This is a genomic window from Ruminiclostridium hungatei, assembly GCF_002051585.1.
Classification (GTDB): domain Bacteria; phylum Bacillota; class Clostridia; order Acetivibrionales; family DSM-1351; genus Ruminiclostridium; species Ruminiclostridium hungatei.
Genome location: NZ_MZGX01000029.1, coordinates 28207 through 44025, shown reverse-complemented (window position 1 = coordinate 44025; position 15819 = coordinate 28207). Strand labels below are relative to the sequence as shown.

Below are 15819 nucleotides of genomic sequence, written 5' to 3'. Positions count from 1 at the left end.
GCCTGCTCCTGCTCCAGGATGCTGCAGTTCTGCCGGTATACGTCAGGTACCGGCAATATGAGCTATGACAGTAAAGGAGGTACATATTTTGGACGAATATATTGAACAGGACTGCAGGGAATATATATCCCGAATAGATCTATCGCCTCTGAAGGGAAAGACTGTTCTGATAACAGGGGCAAATGGTCTTATTGGTACTTATCTGATTTATATGCTGCACTTTGCAAATATGGAGACAAATGCAGGCATCGACATTGAGGCCGTCAGCAGAGGGCTTCCCAACAAGGCCTTGAGCGAGCTTTTCGAGAAAAGGTACAAATTCCACTCTGTGGACTTGAACACACCGGGGATACTTGGGCTTTTTCAGAAAGCCGATTATATAGTTCACGGCGCAACCTATGCACAGCCCGGAAAGTTTCTGAGAAACTATCTGGATACAATACACCTGAATACCTTGGTCACCGAGCTGCTGCTGAAAAAGGCCCGGGCGGATAATGCGGCATTTCTGTTCATGAGCTCTTCGGAAATATATGGTGAGCCGGATGAGGAAAACATACCTACACCGGAGGAATTTCCGGGGCTGTGCTCAACCGTCAATATCCGGGCCATATATTCTGAGGCCAAGAGAATGGGGGAAACTCTTTGCTATGCATATAGAGACTATGAAGGAGTGAATGCAAAAATTGCAAGAATATCCATGACCTATGGTCCTGGAGTCACTGCCAATGACGAACGTGTACTGGCACAGTTCATACGGCAGGCACTTGCCACAAGGGAAATAACCATGCTGGACAGCGGCAGCAAAATCAGAACCTTCTGCTATATAGCGGACTGCGCATTAATGCTGATGAACATACTGGTGTACGGTACAGAGCTGGTTTATAATGTGGGAGGAAAAGAAAGCATATCAATCAGGCAACTGGCGGAGGAGATATGCGCCATAACAGGAAGCAGGCTTTCGGCGGAGAATTTCCTGCAGACAAATGCTGAAAAAGTGAAAATATCTCCGCAGCATGTGGAACTGGATATAACGAAGATTTGTGCCGAGTTCGGATTGCATGACTTCAAACCTGTCAGTGAGGGGCTCAGGCGTACCATTGAGTGGAATAGCACTGTGCTATAGAAAATCCTCTTGATTTTCAGTAAAAATTTCTGCTGTTGCGTATACTGCTATTGAGATATATTGTAAAATATCAGTATACGGTGATGAGAATTGATTATATGTCAACAGGAGGCTTTTTATGGGTAAATTGATAGGCGGCTTATTTGTCATGCTTTTATTTATGTGCTTTTGCATATATAACTGGTGGGACCTGAGAGAAAAAAGCAAGAGGATGTTCGAAGAGGAAAGGAAGAAAATAAATCCTTTCAATACTCATACGGCATGGGGAATATATGCTCTGATCATCCTGCTTGCCCTGTTGGGAATAGCGGGCTATCAGATATATAAGCTCATGGATGCCATATATAATATGTAAATTATAGATAACCCGGGTTGCCGGAGAAAAAATATTCACCAATCAATTATGGATTACATAAAATATCATGAATACCATAAATTGAGGTGAAAAGAAACATGGCAACCGATAGATTCCTGCTTATAAAGGCTTGGAGCTATATACTTTGGGCTGATGTGGATCATTTGCTGGGGCAGCTTCTCATTGCAGAAATGACTGATAGGATTCCGGTGGTATATTGGCCCACCCATTGTATCCATAATGGGTTTGTGCATACGAATGGATATGAGCTATACTTCGAACAAATAAACAATTATACGATTTTTGATCTTGCAAACCCTGAATACACATATTACCCCCCCATATGGGACAGTTCCAGTCTATTGGTAGAGGACCACACAAAGGATACCTGGGTCTATCGCAACATAGGAGATATCCTGGGAAGCAAGGCCAATGTGGTGGTGGGGGATGTCTACTACAATGTCTATGAACTCATTCCTTTTCTGAACAAAAATCATGTGGCGTACGGCATGTCTGTGGAGCAGATATATCACTACCTTATGGGTAAATATATCAGAATCAAGCCTGATATTGAAACCGAAATACAGGGGTTTTACAATTCATGGCTGAAAGGCAGTCAGCCTTCTCTTGCCGTACATGTACGGAGAGTTGATGAGGAACTGGTCTTTGACACCAGGGACGCCGACAAATTTGACAATCAATACTGGAACAAGGTTTACAGGAAGGAGAATTCTGACAAACCTGTTACCAGACTCTACAGATACTTGAAAAAGGGTAGATATAAGGAACCCAACAAGGTATATCATAAGGATATCCACAAATTAATAGAAAAATATAATATCAGGAAGATATTTCTCCTCACTGATTGCAAGGAGACCATAAAGGAATATGTCAGGTTATATGGCTCAAAGGTTGTCTATACCGATTGCAAGCGGCTGGGCAAGGATCAGGAGCCCACATATATGGAAAATCCCATGATCAAGAGAAGAAGGGGTATTGAAGTCATAAAGGATGCGTATATAGCAGCAAAATGCGATTTCTTTATAGGAAATGATTTTTCACATCTGTCACATGCTGTATCCCGTCTGAAGGATTGGCCGGCAAAGAATGTGAAATTGCTCTACTGGGCTTATAAGAAGCGTAAGTATCCGGTTAATGCAAAGCTTATTGTAAGGCAGGGCAGCAAAGTTATCAGCTTATTGAAAAAAGTACTTAATAAATTAGTACCTCGAAAAGGGGGTGCTGCCGGTGACAAATGAAAGATTTTTACTTATCAAGTCCTGGGGCTGCGGTTTTTGGTCGGATGTGGACCATGTTATGGGGCAATTGCTGGTGGCCGAAATTTCCAATCGCATTCCTGTGGTTTACTGGGGAACAAACAGCCTGTACGGAGAATCCTTTAAAACAAATGCATTTGAATTATTCTTTGAACCTGTATCGGAGTATTCCATATATGACCTTGTAAATCCGCAGTATACCTATTATCCATCCATGTGGTCCTCTGAGAATATTATTGTTGAAGACCTTGATAAGATAACCTGGGCCAACAGAAATTTAGGAGAAATAATCGGCAGCAATGCAAATGTTGTGGTCAGCGATGTGCACTATTTCATACGGCCAATTATAAATTTCATTCCAAAGGAACACTGGGCGTATGGAATGACTGCACATGAGATATATAGGTCTTTGTTTGACAAATATATAAGGCTAAAGCCTGATATCGAACAGGAAATTGAAGAGTTCCATGTGAATGAGCTGAAGGGTTTCAGCCCTACATTGGGTGTACACATCAGAGGAGGAGACAAGGTAAGGGAAGTGGAAAATCTCTCTCACCTGAATAAACAATATCATAGAAAAATACAGGAATTTATTGATAGCTACAGGGTAGAAAAGCTGCTTTTACTCACAGATTGCAAGGAAATGGTTGATGATTTTATCAATCGCTATGGTGCTATGGTGGTGTATACCGACTGCAGAAGAGGACTTATAAATGCTACGGGAGATGCCCCGCATTTACAGGATTACAGTGTAAAGCGGCGAAAGGGCATTGAAATTATCAAGGATACCTATCTGGCCTCAAAATGTGATTTCTTTATAGGCAATGGATATTCAAACGTATCGTATACCGTAAAACGGCTTAAAGACTGGCCGCCGGAAAGTGTGGTGCTTTTTTACCGCAATTTGAAGGATGAAAGGAAACTGGCTAAAAAACGGGTAAAGGCGGAAGGAAATAAGCGGTTTAAGGAAGCAGAGAGCCATAGAGTGGGGTATCCTGAGTTTTATGGAGGTGTTAACACTTATGTCGACTAATAGATTTCTTCTGATAAAAGCGTTGGGAAACAGCATCTGGGGAGAGGTTGACCACGTTATGTGCCAGCTTCTGGCGGCCGAGCTGACAAACAGGATTCCGGTAGTGTACTGGGGCATGGAGAGTCTTTATAGTGAGTCCTTAACTTCAAACGCATATGAATTTTTCTTTGAGCCTGTATCCCAGTTTACTTTTCATGATGTTATCCGAAAGGAGTATACCTACTTCCCTTCTGTGTGGAGGTTTGAAAATATACTGGCGGAGGACACCGACCGCATGAGAATGGAAGACCGGGATCTCAAGAGTATGATGAGAAGTGATGCAAATGTGCTGGTAAGTGATGTTTATTATCCTTTAAGGGCTTTTTTGCCCTTCATAAAAAGTGACCACTGGGCCTATGGAAAGACTCCCCACCAGATATACCGCACACTATTTGACACTTATCTCAAGCTGAAGCCGGAAATATTAAAGGAAATAAGGAAGTTCATAAACACCAATCCTAATTTCAGGGATGAAAAGCCCATAATAGGTGTTCATGTGAAGGGTAATGCCATCGTTAATGAGGTGGCTCAGCTATATGACCTCAATGAATTCTACAAGCCCAATATATGGCAGTTTATTGTAAGATACAGTGCGCGGCACCTTTTGGTAATCACTGATTCAAATAAATTGTTTTCCCAGTATAGGAAGCTTTACGGGAAAAATGACATGCTGATTTACACCGACAGCAAAAAGGTGCCCCTGAAAGAGAGGATTGCAACCTGTCTGCTGGACTACCCCAATAAACGCCACAAGGGAGTTGAGATGGTAAAGGATACCATCGAGATTATAAAAGACACTTATCTGATTACACAGTGTGACTTCTTTATAGGCAACGGGTATTCCAACCTGTCAAATACCGTCATGAGGCTCAAGGATTGGCCTGAAACAAATATAAAGCTTTTGTACTGAGGCCGATTATCCGAGTATGCTGTTCTAGTACAACATTCGATAGATAGGGTGCATAAATTTGGAGGAGATTTTTTGGAAATACCAGGCGGAGGAGTGCGGAATAATTGCTTTATTCCGCACTCCTCCGCCTGGTATTGAAAAAATTTTCCTCGCAGGGAAATATAAGCTTTAAATGTTACAGGCCATTAGCAGGTTACTTTATCCATAGGGGATTAAGCTAAAATAACCTATGATGAACTGTCGTCGTTTATATTTGTTTTCAAGTTTTCAGTTCCCTTTTTTAAAGACTTTTCGTATTATATAATACCGAAAAAGTGACTTTGGAGGATATGCAATGGATACGAAGGAAACTAAGTATATGGACTATATTAAAAATAAATATCCCGAATATGAAATTTTAAGGGAACGGTGCAATTTTACTGACGGCAAGCATGCTGATATTGTTATTGTCAATGAAAAGGATGTTTTCAAGTTTTCCAGGTATGATTGGAGTACCGTATATATTGAAAACGAAGTTGCCGTTATTAATAACCTGGGGAGAGATATGAGCATATACATACCGAAGGCAGAGTCCATTGAAAAAGGTATTGCAAAGTTCACTTACATTAAGGGAGAACCCTTGTACAGAAACACTCTGCTACAATTGGCAAACCGGATGCAGGATATGGTTGCCGAGCAGCTTGCCGCATTTCTGAAGCAATTGCATTCGGTCGCTCTGAAGGGTGAGCGGCTTAAAAGTTTGTCTGAGAGCCAGTTTAATATATCCCAGGAGGATTGGCTGGAAAAATTCGAAGAAATTGAAAGAAAGGTATTTCCTTATTGCGACAGCTATTCAAAGGAATACTACAGGCAAATCTTCAGGCCTCTGCTTACGGATGAGAAATTTTTGGATTTCAAGCCTTCACTCATACACGGGGATTTGATGCCATATCACATACTATTTAATAAAAATTCCAACCGAATAAGCGGTGTTATTGATTTCGGACTGGCGGGAACAGGGGATCCGGCATATGACATCGGAACACTTCTGGACAACTATGGCGAGGGCTTTGTAAAAAGGATGAGCAGGTATTATAAGAATATTGATGTCTTTATGGACAGAGCAAGGTTTTACGCTTATACAAATAATGTTATGTGGGCAAAGGCCGTAGCCGATATGATTTCAACAAGAGATTTCACCAATTTCAGATTTCAGGCAAAAGACAGAGATATTATGCCCATAGGGACAAAGTAGGATACCCGAATATATTCAGCAATTCGGAATATATATGTAGTATGAAAGAATATTAGGAGTGGGACGTATGAATTATACCCCTGAGGAATTGAGAAGTATTTGCCTTAAAAGATCGTTCTTGGACGGCTATAGCAGAAAACAGGTTAATAATTTACTGGCTCTTATTAATGACGATTACTCACGAGTAATGAAAGAAAATGAGGAAATGAGAACAAAAATAAACAGTCTTAATGAAGCAATTCAGCATTACAAAATGCTGGAAGAGTCACTTCAGCATTCGATCCTGGTTGCACAGCATACAAGTGAACAAATAAAAGTGAATGCATGTGAAAAGGCAAGGCTTATTACCAGTGAGGCAGAGGCAAATGCAACAAAGATCATTGAAGCGGCAAATCAGGAAATAGTTAGGGCAAAAGGCAAGCTTGAGGAAATAAAGGCTGAGATTTTTACTCTTAAAACCAAGACTGAGCTCCTACTCCAGGCTCAGATGGAGGTTTTAAAGCAGATATCCATAGACTGAGCCGGCGTAATGGCAGGTATCCGTAGAGCTTTTATGTAAGGAGCGGCATAAGGGGTTAAATACAGGACTATATGGAATAGAGGCAGTATCCCCCGGGACCTGCCTCTTGATTTACAGGATGTTTTCCAGGTAATAGGCATATTCTCTTCGAAGTCCTTCTTCCATGCCGATTTCAGGTTTCCAGCCCATCCCGCGTATTCTGGAGTTGTCAAGAACTCTGCGGGGTGTACCATCTGGTTTTGTGGTATCAAAAATAATGCTTCCTTTATAGTCTACCACGCCTCTGATTGTTTCAGCCAGTTCACCGATGCTTATTTCACTTCCTGAGCCTATATTTATGAATTCACTCCCTGAATAGTTCAAAAGCATGCAAAGACAGGCTTCGGCCATATCATCAACATATAGAAATTCCCGCAAGGGTGTACCTGTTCCCCACAGCTCGACGAAGGGGCTGTCTTCAAGTTTTGCCTTATGCAGCTTTATAAGCATTGACGGTATGACATGGGCATTGTACAGATCAAAACGATCGTTTATTCCATACAGGCTTGCGGGCATTGCACATATATAGTCTGTGCCGAACTGTCTGTTATAGGCCTGGCACATCTTGATACCCGATATTTTCGCCAGGGCGTAGGCTTCATTGGTGGATTCCAGCGGGCCGGTGAGAAGATATTCTTCTTTTATGGGCTGTGAGCAGGCCTTTGGATAGATGCAGGAACTGCCGAGAAACAGAAGCTTTTTCACGCCATATTTATGGGAACTTCTTATAATATTACACTCAATAAGCATGTTTTCCATTATGAAATCAGCCGGATAGGTATTATTGGCGTGAATTCCCCCAACCTTTGCCGAGGCGATAATGACATATTCCGGCTGTTCTGCCTCAAAAAATCCGTCTGTAGCTGCCTGGTCAGTCAGATCAAGTTCCCTGTGGGATCTATAAATGAGATTTTCATAGCCGTTGCGCTTGAGACAGCGTACCAAAGCTGATCCCACCATGCCGGTATGCCCCGCAATATAAATTTTACTGTCCTTATTCATATTCAATCTCCCCTGTTATAATATACCTGTTCACCAAACTCTCTTATCTGTCAGTTTTTCAAATCGCTCTCAACCATTAATTTCACCAATTCCTCAAAGGACACCTTTTGAGTCCAATTGAGCTTGCTTTTAGCCTTGGAGGGGTCTCCCAGCAGCAAATCCACCTCGGTGGGGCGGAAATATTCACTGTTTATTGTAATCAGTTCCTTTCCTGTAGTGCTGTCCAGGGCTTTTTCAGAAATGCCCTGCCCTTCCCACTTCAAGGTTATTCCTGCATGCTTGAAGGCCAGCTCGCAGAATTCCCTTACGGTATGGGTTTCACCGGTGGCAATGACATAATCCTCCGGAGCGGGCTGCTGTAATATAAGCCACATAGCCTCAACATAGTCTTTCGCATAGCCCCAGTCTCTTTTGGCATCAAGATTCCCGAGAACAAGCTTATCCTGCCTGCCTTTTAGAATATTGGATATTCCAAGTGTTATTTTCCTCGTAACAAAGGTTTCGCCCCTTCTGGGGGACTCATGGTTGAAGAGGATGCCGTTACAGGCAAAAAGATCATAAGCCTCCCGGTAATTGACGGTTATCCAGTAGGCATACAGTTTCGCAGCCGCATAAGGGCTTCTGGGATAAAAGGGTGTGTTTTCATTTTGAGGAATTTCTCTTACTTTTCCAAACAATTCGCTGGAAGAGGCCTGATAAAATCTGGTATCCGGCTTGACTTCCCTTATGCAGTCCAGAAATCTCAGGGTACCAAGACCATTTGCATCGGAGGTGTACTCGGGAACATCAAAGGAGACCTTGACATGGCTTTGTGCACCTAGATTATATACTTCGTCAGGCTGAATCTTATATAGCAACTTACACAGACTGCCGGAATCGGTCAAGTCACCGTAATGAACAAGCAGGTTGGGATTTGCGTCAGGCCCCTGGAGCAAATGCGCTATCCTGCCAGTATTGACGGTGCTGCTCCGGCGTATTATTCCATGTACCTGATACCCCTTATCCAACAAAAACTCAGATAGGTATGAGCCGTCCTGACCGGTTATACCTGTAATTAAAGCTTTTTTCATGTATAATACTCTCCCATAATATTTTTAGGGCATGAGTTTTCGGCTGGGAAAAGCCTGAAAGCCCATGCTTTATCAAAAATCCGGCTAGTAACATAATATGTATGGGGTATAAATTATGGAACAGATAGGAGGCTTAAAACTTGAGATTAGTACAACATTCGATAAATAGGGTGCATAAATTTGGAAGAGACTTTTTGGAAATACAAGGCGGAGGAGTGCGGAATAATTGCTTTATTCCAATGGACGACAACGATGTAGTTCAAAAAAATATACCCAATTATGTACCAGGATTTACCGAATGTCGTACTAAAGCATGAAAAATAAAAAGCTATCTTGAAAAAACTCAGACGATTCTTCAAGATAGCTGCATATACCAATAATGTGCAGGTCAGGTTTCGGCTATAATTTTACCCAGCTCGGACAGGTCATAGCCGCCTATGCCTTCGAGTTCCAACCGGAACTCCTGGGAATTGAGAATTTCAAGTACGGTAATATACGGAGCTTTTTTTATATCTTCCTTTTTTATTACAAGCTCATAGCGTTCAGTCTGCAATGGGATGAAATCAATACCCTTGACCTGCTGACCGGATTTTTCATTGCCTACGCCGATGTCTGCGCCCCCTCGGGCTATTGTGCTTGCTATTGCCAGGTGTGAGGTGCTTTCCCGGCCATAGCCGCTTATGGATGAGGCAGGTATGCCAAGTCTTCTAAGGTGTTCATCCAGAAGAACTCTCGTACCGCTTCCCTTTTCACGGTTTATCATGACAAGGTCTTTCCTTCTGAAATCTTCCCAGCCCGTTATGCCCTTTGGATTTCCATGAGCCACATACAAGCCTTGAAAACGGCTTGCCAGGTGGATTATTACAGCCGGTACTCCGGGCAGCATGCGTTTGACATAGGGAATATTGTATTGTCCCGTGTCTCCATCCCACAAATGTGCAGTAGCCATATGGACATTTCCGTGATAGAGCTCATACAGGCCGTTATAGCTGCCCACATAAGACCTTAGGGCCGGAACGCCATAAGGATGCATTTGAAGGTGGCGGGAGAGGATATCCAGCATTATATCCTGGCCGCAGATGACAAAGCCGCTGTTTTGTGCAGGCTCTTTATAGAACTGTACGTAAGCCGGATTGGCATTCAGGTTGTCAGGGACGGCTGAAGGATTGATCTTCATGCTTTTGGTTCTGTTCTTGTATTCGTTGACATCAGTTATATCAACCCTGACTTTTTTTCCTACTCTGTAAGAGTTCAGTTCTCCACGTTTAATCAATTCATAAACCGTGTTTTTTGCAATTTTCAATATATCGGCCACTTCTTGCGGAGTTAAGGCGGTATTGTTGTCCATAGGTTTCATCCTCTTTAAGTAAAGTAATAAAACAGTATAAAAGCGTGTAAAACATTTTATTATATTATATATTTCCAGGTGGATAAAAGCAATTTCTATTTTGAGACAAACAGTGGACTGAAGAAGCTCAGGAATTTTCAATATTATCCGGATTGGGCACATTATTTAAATTCATTTAAATTGACTCTTGATTATTTATTTAATCCTGATATAATTAGTCGTAATAAAACATAACATAAACGCACATGATAAATGATGAAACGTGACAAATGGTATTTAAAATCTACAAAACAAGAATATTTGTACATCTCAATGGTGAGATTATAACTAAAATTTATAGTTTCATCATTTTTGGTTTATGAGAGATAATAAAGATAGTGCGTAGACAGGAGAATATTATGAGACAATTAAAGAGTATGAAAAAAGCTTTTTCAGTATTATTGATTCTGCTGATGGTTTTTGCAACCGCATGCGGGCAGACTGCCAATGAAGCCGTAAATTCCAGCAGCTCTGCCGACTCCTCTGCTTTGGTTTCTCAAACCGGGGCAAATACTACCGGACCTTCAAATGAAGACGGGTCAAAGCCCGTTGAACTGCTGGTGTCGGCGGCAGCCAGCCTGAAGGATTCGCTGGCGGAAATAAAAACTTTATATGAAGGAAAAAACACCAATGTAAAGTTGACCTTCACCTTTGGCTCGTCCGGAGCTTTGCAGCAACAGATAGAAAATGGGGCCCAGGTAGATGTATTTGTATCGGCAGCTACAAAACAAATGGATGCACTTAAGGACAAGGGGCTTTTGCTGGATGAGACCAGAAGGGAATTTTTACAGAACGACGTAGTGCTTATTGTACCCAAGGACTCCGCTGCAGTGACGGATTTTAAGGATTTGACCTCTGACAAGGTAAAACATATAGGGCTGGGTGAGCCGAAAGGTGTTCCTGTAGGACAATATGCCGAAGAGGTTCTCACAAAACTAGGGCTTTTGGATAAAATAAAGGACAAGGTTGTATATGGCAATGATGTAAAGGAAGTATTGACCTGGGTTGAAACGGGCAATGCAGATGCCGGTATAGTATATTCCACTGATGCAAAAATATCCGACAAGGTAAAAGTTGCCGCTTCAGCGCCTAAGGATTCACATAAGGCTGTCCTCTATCCTGCAGCCGTTATTAAAGACAGTAAAAACGCCGAGGCAGCCAAAGCCTTTACAGAATTTTTATACAGCAAGGAAGCTAAACCTGTATTTGAAAAATACGGATTCATTTTTATAGATAAATAGACAATACTTAATTAAAATCATCACAATATTTATATGGAGCTTATTCAAACACAGGATTATGCCTGGAACCGCCATAGGGGACACCCATAGCGGTTCTTTTTTCTGGGAAAGAAATTATGCACATGTGCCGGAGGAATCACAAGCTACCTTACATGAGGTCTGGAAAGCATTTTGCCCAGATTGGCTGCAAGATTTCTGACGGTTTCCAGGCCCCAGGCATCCTTGTCCGCGTCACTCATTATGGTTCCGCCGGAATGACAGTAGGGAAGACCGTCACTGACAACCAGCATGTTCATCTGAAGCAAAAAGGTCTGAATGTTCTGAAGAGTAGTTTCCTGACCGCCATTTCTGGAGTTTGCACAGGCAATAGCTCCTCCCACTTTTCCCGCCATAAGCAGATCGTCACTGTACTTGGCCCGGATGCATGCGCAGCGGTCCATCATGGTTTTCATCTGACCGCTCACCATGCCGAAATACACCGGAGAAGCCAGCAGCAGCCCGTCACACCATTGCAGGGCAAGCAGAATCTCCGTCATGTCATCCCTATATACGCAGTTGCCTGTCCCGCTGCAGCTCCAGCAGCCTGTACAAGGATGAATGTTCCTGCCTGCAAGGGTAATGAATCTTGTTTCAAAACCTTTCTGAGACAAAAGCTCCAATGCATAGTTAACAGTGTACGAAGTGTTGCCATCCTTCCGGGGACTTCCGGAAATACCCAGTATTTTCTTCATATAGTGCCCCATCCCTTTCAAAATAATTTACTTCTGTTTATGTGAATCTTGTTGTATTTGGGTGCATTTATCGAGTATGTATAAATTATACTAGACAAAAGTGACATTTGTCATATTAACTTCTGATTCCTGACACTTAAGTGCTGCCGGAATATAGGCTAGAATATTATTAAAGGATAAGTCAGTTTACCAAAGTCAATTACGGTTCAAAGCAGTTTGGGTTTGAATTGGCTTTTGACTTCAGGAGGCTTTTGACTCAAACCCGAACTATCGGCTGAAAGCTGATAGTAATTGACTTAGGAGGTTCTGATATGATAGTTGGAGTAAAAAATCTTGTGAAAAGGTATGGAGACCTTGTTGCCCTGGATCACTTGTCTTTCAATGTGAAGGAGGGTGAAATCTTTGGACTCCTTGGTCCGAACGGCTCAGGCAAGACAACGGCAATAAACTGCATTCTTTCTCTTTTGAATTATGATAAAGGTGAAATAGAGCTTTTTGACAAGCCAATGGCACCTGACGCCTATGATATAAAACGTGATATTGGTGTCATCATGCAGGATGTTGCAGTATTTGATGAACTCACGGTTTATGAAAATATAGACTATTTCTGCAGCCTGTATGTCAGAGACAGAGAAAAAAGGAGGGGGCTGGTGGAAGAAGCCCTGGATTTCGTGGGATTGAAGGACTTCAGGAAGTTCTACCCCAAGAAGCTGAGCGGCGGCTTGCTGCGCCGGTTGAATATCGCCTGTGGAATAGCACATAAGCCAAGGCTGATAATACTGGATGAACCCACTGTGGCAGTTGATCCCCAGAGCCGTAACAATATACTGGATGGAATAAAAAGGCTGAACGAGGATGGTGCAACCATCATATATACCTCCCACTATATGGAGGAGGTCGAACAGCTTTGCAGCAGGATTGTGATAATGGATAAGGGCAGGGTAATTGCCTCAGGCAGCAAGGAAGAGCTAAAGGGAATGATAAAGCTGGGGGAAAAGATATCTGTGGAAATATTCGGACTGAGCAGCGTCCATATTAATCAGATAAAGAATCTGCCCAATGTCAGCAGCGTAGAATATATTGATAAAACTCTTTCAATCAAATATAACAAGGGTAAGAACAATCTTACCACCCTGCTTGACTTTTTCAGAGAGCATGACATCTCCTTTGGAAGAATATACTCTGAATTGCCTACACTTAACGATGTGTTTCTTGAAATTACAGGAAAGGAACTCAGGGATTGAGAAAAGGGGTAGAAAAATGTTTTTAAATATATTTTATAATCGGCTGAAATGTATTGTAAGGGATAAATCGCTGATATTCTGGACACTGGTATTCCCCTTGATACTGGCCACCTTCTTCAATATGGCTTTCTCAAATCTGTCAAAATCGGAGGCCTTGAAGGTTGTTGACATCGCTATAGTGGATAATGCTCAATATCAGAGGGATAAAGCTTTTCAGAATTTTGTGGAGCAGCATTCCAAGGATATTCCTGACAGCGAGAAGGATATTCATCTGTTCAATGTCAGGGTGGTGTCTCCGGAGGAAGCGGACAGGCTGCTTGATAATAATGAGATTGCAGGCTATGTAACCTACGGGGAGCCTATCAGGCTGACCGTCAAGAGCTCCGGTTTTAACCAGACAATAATCAAGGAGATATTTGATCAATACAGTCAGACCGTCAGTACGGCAATGAGCATTGTAAAGCGGGAGCCAGCCGCTCTTCAAAACGGTCTGGCAGAGGATCTGGGCAATATTGCCGGATTTACGAGAGAGGTTCAGATAGGGACTAAAGACAAGCCGGATATAACGGTAAATTACTTCTATACCCTGATTGCCATGTCTTGCTTCTATGGAGCATTTTTTGGACTGAAAGAGGTTACGGACATTCAGGCGAACCTGTCAAAAAGAGCTGCAAGACTGAATGCTGCGCCTGTTCATAAATTAAAGGTACTGTCAGCAGGGTTGTTTGCAGGACTTATGGTATCCCTTGCAGAGATTATGCTGCTGATGGGGTATCTGGTATTCGTTCTGAAAATAGACTTCGGAAATCAGATAGGGTTTATACTGCTGAACTGTCTTTTGGGATGTGCGTCAGGAATCAGCTTTGGGGCACTGATCAGTGCGGCAAATAAAAAGAGTGAGGGAGTCAAGACCGCAATTCTGATTGTTTCTACCATGGCAGCCGCTTTCCTGGCCGGCATGATGTTTGACAGGATGAAATACATCATCCAGCAGTATGTGCCGGCACTGTCGTACATCAACCCCGTAGCGCTTATAACAGATGCGTTCTATGCCTTATATTATTATGATACGCATACGAGGTTTTATATTAATACCGGCCTTTTGGGCATATATACCGTGGTATTTTGTCTTGTAACCTATATGATAATCAGGAGGCAGAAATATGATAATATTTAAGACTTATTTTAAAATCATCAAAAAGCTGAGCTTGCCGCTTTCCATATACATTGTGGTATTTCTGGCCTTATCAATAGTATTCTCCTATATTGGCAACAGTAACAACGCAGATACCTTCACCCAGTCAAAAACCAGAGTGGCATTTATTAATGAGGGTGAACCCTCAGCATTGATACAGGGCTTGAAGGACTACCTGGGGGGGCACTCCACCTACGTGGATATAGAGAACAGAACCGACAAGCTTCAGGATGCCCTGTTCTTCAGAGATGCCGAGTATATTCTCAGAATTCCTGAAGGTTTTACAAAGAACTTTATGACAGGAAAAACTGTAACTGTGGACAAAACCGTTGTTTCAGGCAGTGTAAGCAGTATATATACGGATATACTGATAAATAAATACTTTAATACTGCCAGGCTGTATGTCAACAACAGCAAAGAGATATCCCAGGAGGAACTGGTGGGCCAGATAAAAAAGGACCTTGAGTTGGAAACCGAAGTGATACTTAAGTCGGCAGGAAAGAACACCGCCCATACCAGTGCTATTGTATATTTTTACAACTATATGCCATATATTCTCATAAATATTATAATACTGGGTGTAAGCTCCATTATGCTGGTGTTTAATGATATCAGGCTGAGAAGAAGAAACCTCTGTTCTCCCGTAAGCAATATTTCGGTAAATTCACAGATACTTCTCGGGAATATCGTTTTCTCCGTCTCATGCTGGGCCATGCTGGTGATATTGAGTTTGCTTCTTTACAGGCAGGATATGTTCAACTTGAATTCCGTGTACTTCTGCATAAATTCGCTGGTGTTGACCATAACCATCCTGAGCATGAGCTTTCTGATTGGAGTATTGATAAAAAGCAGAAATGCCCAGTCGGGAATTTCAAATGTAGTGTCTCTGGGCATGTGTTTTCTGACGGGGGTGTTCGTTCCCCAGGAGATGCTGAGTGAAAATGTTCTTGCCATAGCGAAGTTTTTACCCACCTACTGGTATATCAGGGCAAATAAGGCCATCGGAGCTTTGACAAACTTCAATATGGAAAATATAGGGCCGGTAGTGTCATATATGCTGATTGAACTGGGCTTCGCCGTGGCGCTGATATCCGTAACTCTTGTACTGAGCAAAAGAAAGCAGCTAAAAGGTACTTGATATATTGTTATCCCAATGGTAAACTGATATAAAATTACCAACAAAGAGGAACTTTATGTTATCTGGCCGAAAAGAAAAACTTAATTGCTACCCGTGCCCAATATAGCATTTGCATCTTGAAATTCATGAGGTGCAAGTGCTTTTCACGCTGTCAATTCTTGAGTTGCAAAAGAATTTGAAAACGGGCCGGTGCAGAGTGCTGATAGAATAAATACGATCGCTGTACAGCCCATGTACAGCGATTTTTTTATTGTCCGGGAAGTATAAATTTTTAAGGATGT

At 42.2% G+C, this 15819-nt stretch carries 15 protein-coding genes; 11 read left to right on the top strand and 4 right to left on the bottom strand.

Going from position 1 to position 15819, the window contains the following annotated elements; all coding sequences use genetic code 11:
* Nucleotides 1-88 precede the first annotated feature (88 nt).
* From CLHUN_RS18485 to CLHUN_RS18455, 7 genes are all read left to right on the top strand, one after another.
* A complete protein-coding gene (locus tag CLHUN_RS18485; RefSeq protein WP_080066109.1) occupies nt 89-1123 on the top strand; it encodes an NAD-dependent epimerase/dehydratase family protein in 1035 nt (344 codons plus the stop codon).
* A 118-nt stretch (nt 1124-1241) separates the two neighbouring features.
* Nucleotides 1242-1478 carry a hypothetical protein gene (locus tag CLHUN_RS18480; RefSeq protein ID WP_080066108.1) on the top strand — a complete coding sequence of 79 codons (237 nt, stop codon included), beginning with the start codon at nt 1242-1244 and terminating at the stop codon, nt 1476-1478.
* Nucleotides 1479-1576: 98 nt separating this feature from the next.
* Nucleotides 1577-2737 (top strand): O-fucosyltransferase family protein, encoded by a 1161-nt coding sequence (locus CLHUN_RS18475; RefSeq protein ID WP_080066107.1) that lies wholly within the window; start codon nt 1577-1579, stop codon nt 2735-2737.
* Nucleotides 2727-3788 (top strand): O-fucosyltransferase family protein, encoded by a 1062-nt coding sequence (locus CLHUN_RS18470; RefSeq protein ID WP_080066106.1) that lies wholly within the window; start codon nt 2727-2729, stop codon nt 3786-3788. Before CLHUN_RS18475 ends, CLHUN_RS18470 begins: the two co-directional genes overlap by 11 nt.
* Nucleotides 3778-4737 carry an O-fucosyltransferase family protein gene (locus tag CLHUN_RS18465; RefSeq protein WP_080066105.1) on the top strand — a complete coding sequence of 320 codons (960 nt, stop codon included), beginning with the start codon at nt 3778-3780 and terminating at the stop codon, nt 4735-4737. Before CLHUN_RS18470 ends, CLHUN_RS18465 begins: the two co-directional genes overlap by 11 nt.
* A gap of 334 nt (nt 4738-5071) precedes the next feature.
* Complete coding sequence (locus CLHUN_RS18460; protein ID WP_080066104.1) at nt 5072-5971, top strand: aminoglycoside phosphotransferase family protein; 900 nt, start codon at nt 5072-5074, stop codon at nt 5969-5971.
* Nucleotides 5972-6038: 67 nt separating this feature from the next.
* On the top strand, nt 6039-6491 hold the full coding sequence (locus CLHUN_RS18455) for a DivIVA domain-containing protein (RefSeq protein WP_080066103.1): 453 nt from the start codon (nt 6039-6041) through the stop codon (nt 6489-6491).
* Between the two features lie 111 nt (nt 6492-6602).
* On the opposite strand, the gene CLHUN_RS18450 is transcribed toward CLHUN_RS18455, so the two are convergent.
* The 3 genes from CLHUN_RS18450 to CLHUN_RS18440 all read right to left on the bottom strand — a co-directional run bounded on the left by CLHUN_RS18450 (nt 6603) and on the right by CLHUN_RS18440 (nt 9950).
* Nucleotides 6603-7532 (bottom strand): GDP-L-fucose synthase family protein, encoded by a 930-nt coding sequence (locus CLHUN_RS18450; protein ID WP_080066102.1) that lies wholly within the window; start codon nt 7530-7532, stop codon nt 6603-6605.
* Nucleotides 7533-7582: 50 nt separating this feature from the next.
* Nucleotides 7583-8602: a GDP-mannose 4,6-dehydratase gene (gene gmd, locus CLHUN_RS18445; RefSeq protein ID WP_080066101.1), complete on the bottom strand. Its 1020-nt coding sequence runs from the start codon at nt 8600-8602 to the stop codon at nt 7583-7585.
* Nucleotides 8603-8990: 388 nt separating this feature from the next.
* The gene (locus CLHUN_RS18440) at nt 8991-9950 is read right to left on the bottom strand and encodes a substrate-binding domain-containing protein (protein WP_080066100.1); all 960 of its coding nucleotides are present in this window, start codon (nt 9948-9950) and stop codon (nt 8991-8993) included.
* Between the two features lie 398 nt (nt 9951-10348).
* Here CLHUN_RS18440 and modA point away from each other — a divergent pair, with 398 nt between their 5' ends.
* A complete protein-coding gene (modA, locus tag CLHUN_RS18435; protein WP_242656558.1) occupies nt 10349-11230 on the top strand; it encodes a molybdate ABC transporter substrate-binding protein in 882 nt (293 codons plus the stop codon).
* Nucleotides 11231-11373: 143 nt separating this feature from the next.
* Here the strand turns inward: modA and CLHUN_RS18430 are convergent, their stop codons facing one another.
* Nucleotides 11374-11961 (bottom strand): flavodoxin family protein, encoded by a 588-nt coding sequence (locus CLHUN_RS18430; protein WP_080066099.1) that lies wholly within the window; start codon nt 11959-11961, stop codon nt 11374-11376.
* Between the two features lie 311 nt (nt 11962-12272).
* Here CLHUN_RS18430 and CLHUN_RS18425 point away from each other — a divergent pair, with 311 nt between their 5' ends.
* The 3 genes from CLHUN_RS18425 to CLHUN_RS18415 are packed head-to-tail and all read left to right on the top strand — an operon-like array spanning nt 12273 to nt 15538.
* The gene (locus CLHUN_RS18425; RefSeq protein WP_080066098.1) at nt 12273-13205 is read left to right on the top strand and encodes an ABC transporter ATP-binding protein; all 933 of its coding nucleotides are present in this window, start codon (nt 12273-12275) and stop codon (nt 13203-13205) included.
* Nucleotides 13206-13221: 16 nt separating this feature from the next.
* Entirely contained in the window at nt 13222-14382 is a 1161-nt protein-coding gene (locus CLHUN_RS18420) for an ABC transporter permease (RefSeq protein WP_080066097.1), read from the top strand.
* Nucleotides 14369-15538, top strand: coding sequence for an ABC transporter permease (locus CLHUN_RS18415; protein WP_080066096.1), 1170 nt, complete (start codon nt 14369-14371; stop codon nt 15536-15538). The genes CLHUN_RS18420 and CLHUN_RS18415 overlap by 14 nt, the downstream gene beginning before the upstream one ends.
* Nucleotides 15539-15819: the final 281 nt, after the last annotated feature.

Coding starts and splice junctions, on each gene's coding strand:
- CLHUN_RS18480 (WP_080066108.1), top strand. CDS start 1,242: ATGGGTAAATTGATAGGCGGCTTATTTGTCATGCTTTTATTTATGTGC.
- CLHUN_RS18475 (WP_080066107.1), top strand. CDS start 1,577: ATGGCAACCGATAGATTCCTGCTTATAAAGGCTTGGAGCTATATACTT.
- CLHUN_RS18465 (WP_080066105.1), top strand. CDS start 3,778: ATGTCGACTAATAGATTTCTTCTGATAAAAGCGTTGGGAAACAGCATC.
- CLHUN_RS18460 (WP_080066104.1), top strand. CDS start 5,072: ATGGATACGAAGGAAACTAAGTATATGGACTATATTAAAAATAAATAT.
- CLHUN_RS18455 (WP_080066103.1), top strand. CDS start 6,039: ATGAATTATACCCCTGAGGAATTGAGAAGTATTTGCCTTAAAAGATCG.
- CLHUN_RS18450 (WP_080066102.1), bottom strand. CDS start 7,532: ATGAATAAGGACAGTAAAATTTATATTGCGGGGCATACCGGCATGGTG.
- gmd (WP_080066101.1), bottom strand. CDS start 8,602: ATGAAAAAAGCTTTAATTACAGGTATAACCGGTCAGGACGGCTCATAC.
- CLHUN_RS18440 (WP_080066100.1), bottom strand. CDS start 9,950: ATGGACAACAATACCGCCTTAACTCCGCAAGAAGTGGCCGATATATTG.
- modA (WP_242656558.1), top strand. CDS start 10,349: ATGAGACAATTAAAGAGTATGAAAAAAGCTTTTTCAGTATTATTGATT.
- CLHUN_RS18430 (WP_080066099.1), bottom strand. CDS start 11,961: ATGAAGAAAATACTGGGTATTTCCGGAAGTCCCCGGAAGGATGGCAAC.
- CLHUN_RS18425 (WP_080066098.1), top strand. CDS start 12,273: ATGATAGTTGGAGTAAAAAATCTTGTGAAAAGGTATGGAGACCTTGTT.
- CLHUN_RS18420 (WP_080066097.1), top strand. CDS start 13,222: ATGTTTTTAAATATATTTTATAATCGGCTGAAATGTATTGTAAGGGAT.
- CLHUN_RS18415 (WP_080066096.1), top strand. CDS start 14,369: ATGATAATATTTAAGACTTATTTTAAAATCATCAAAAAGCTGAGCTTG.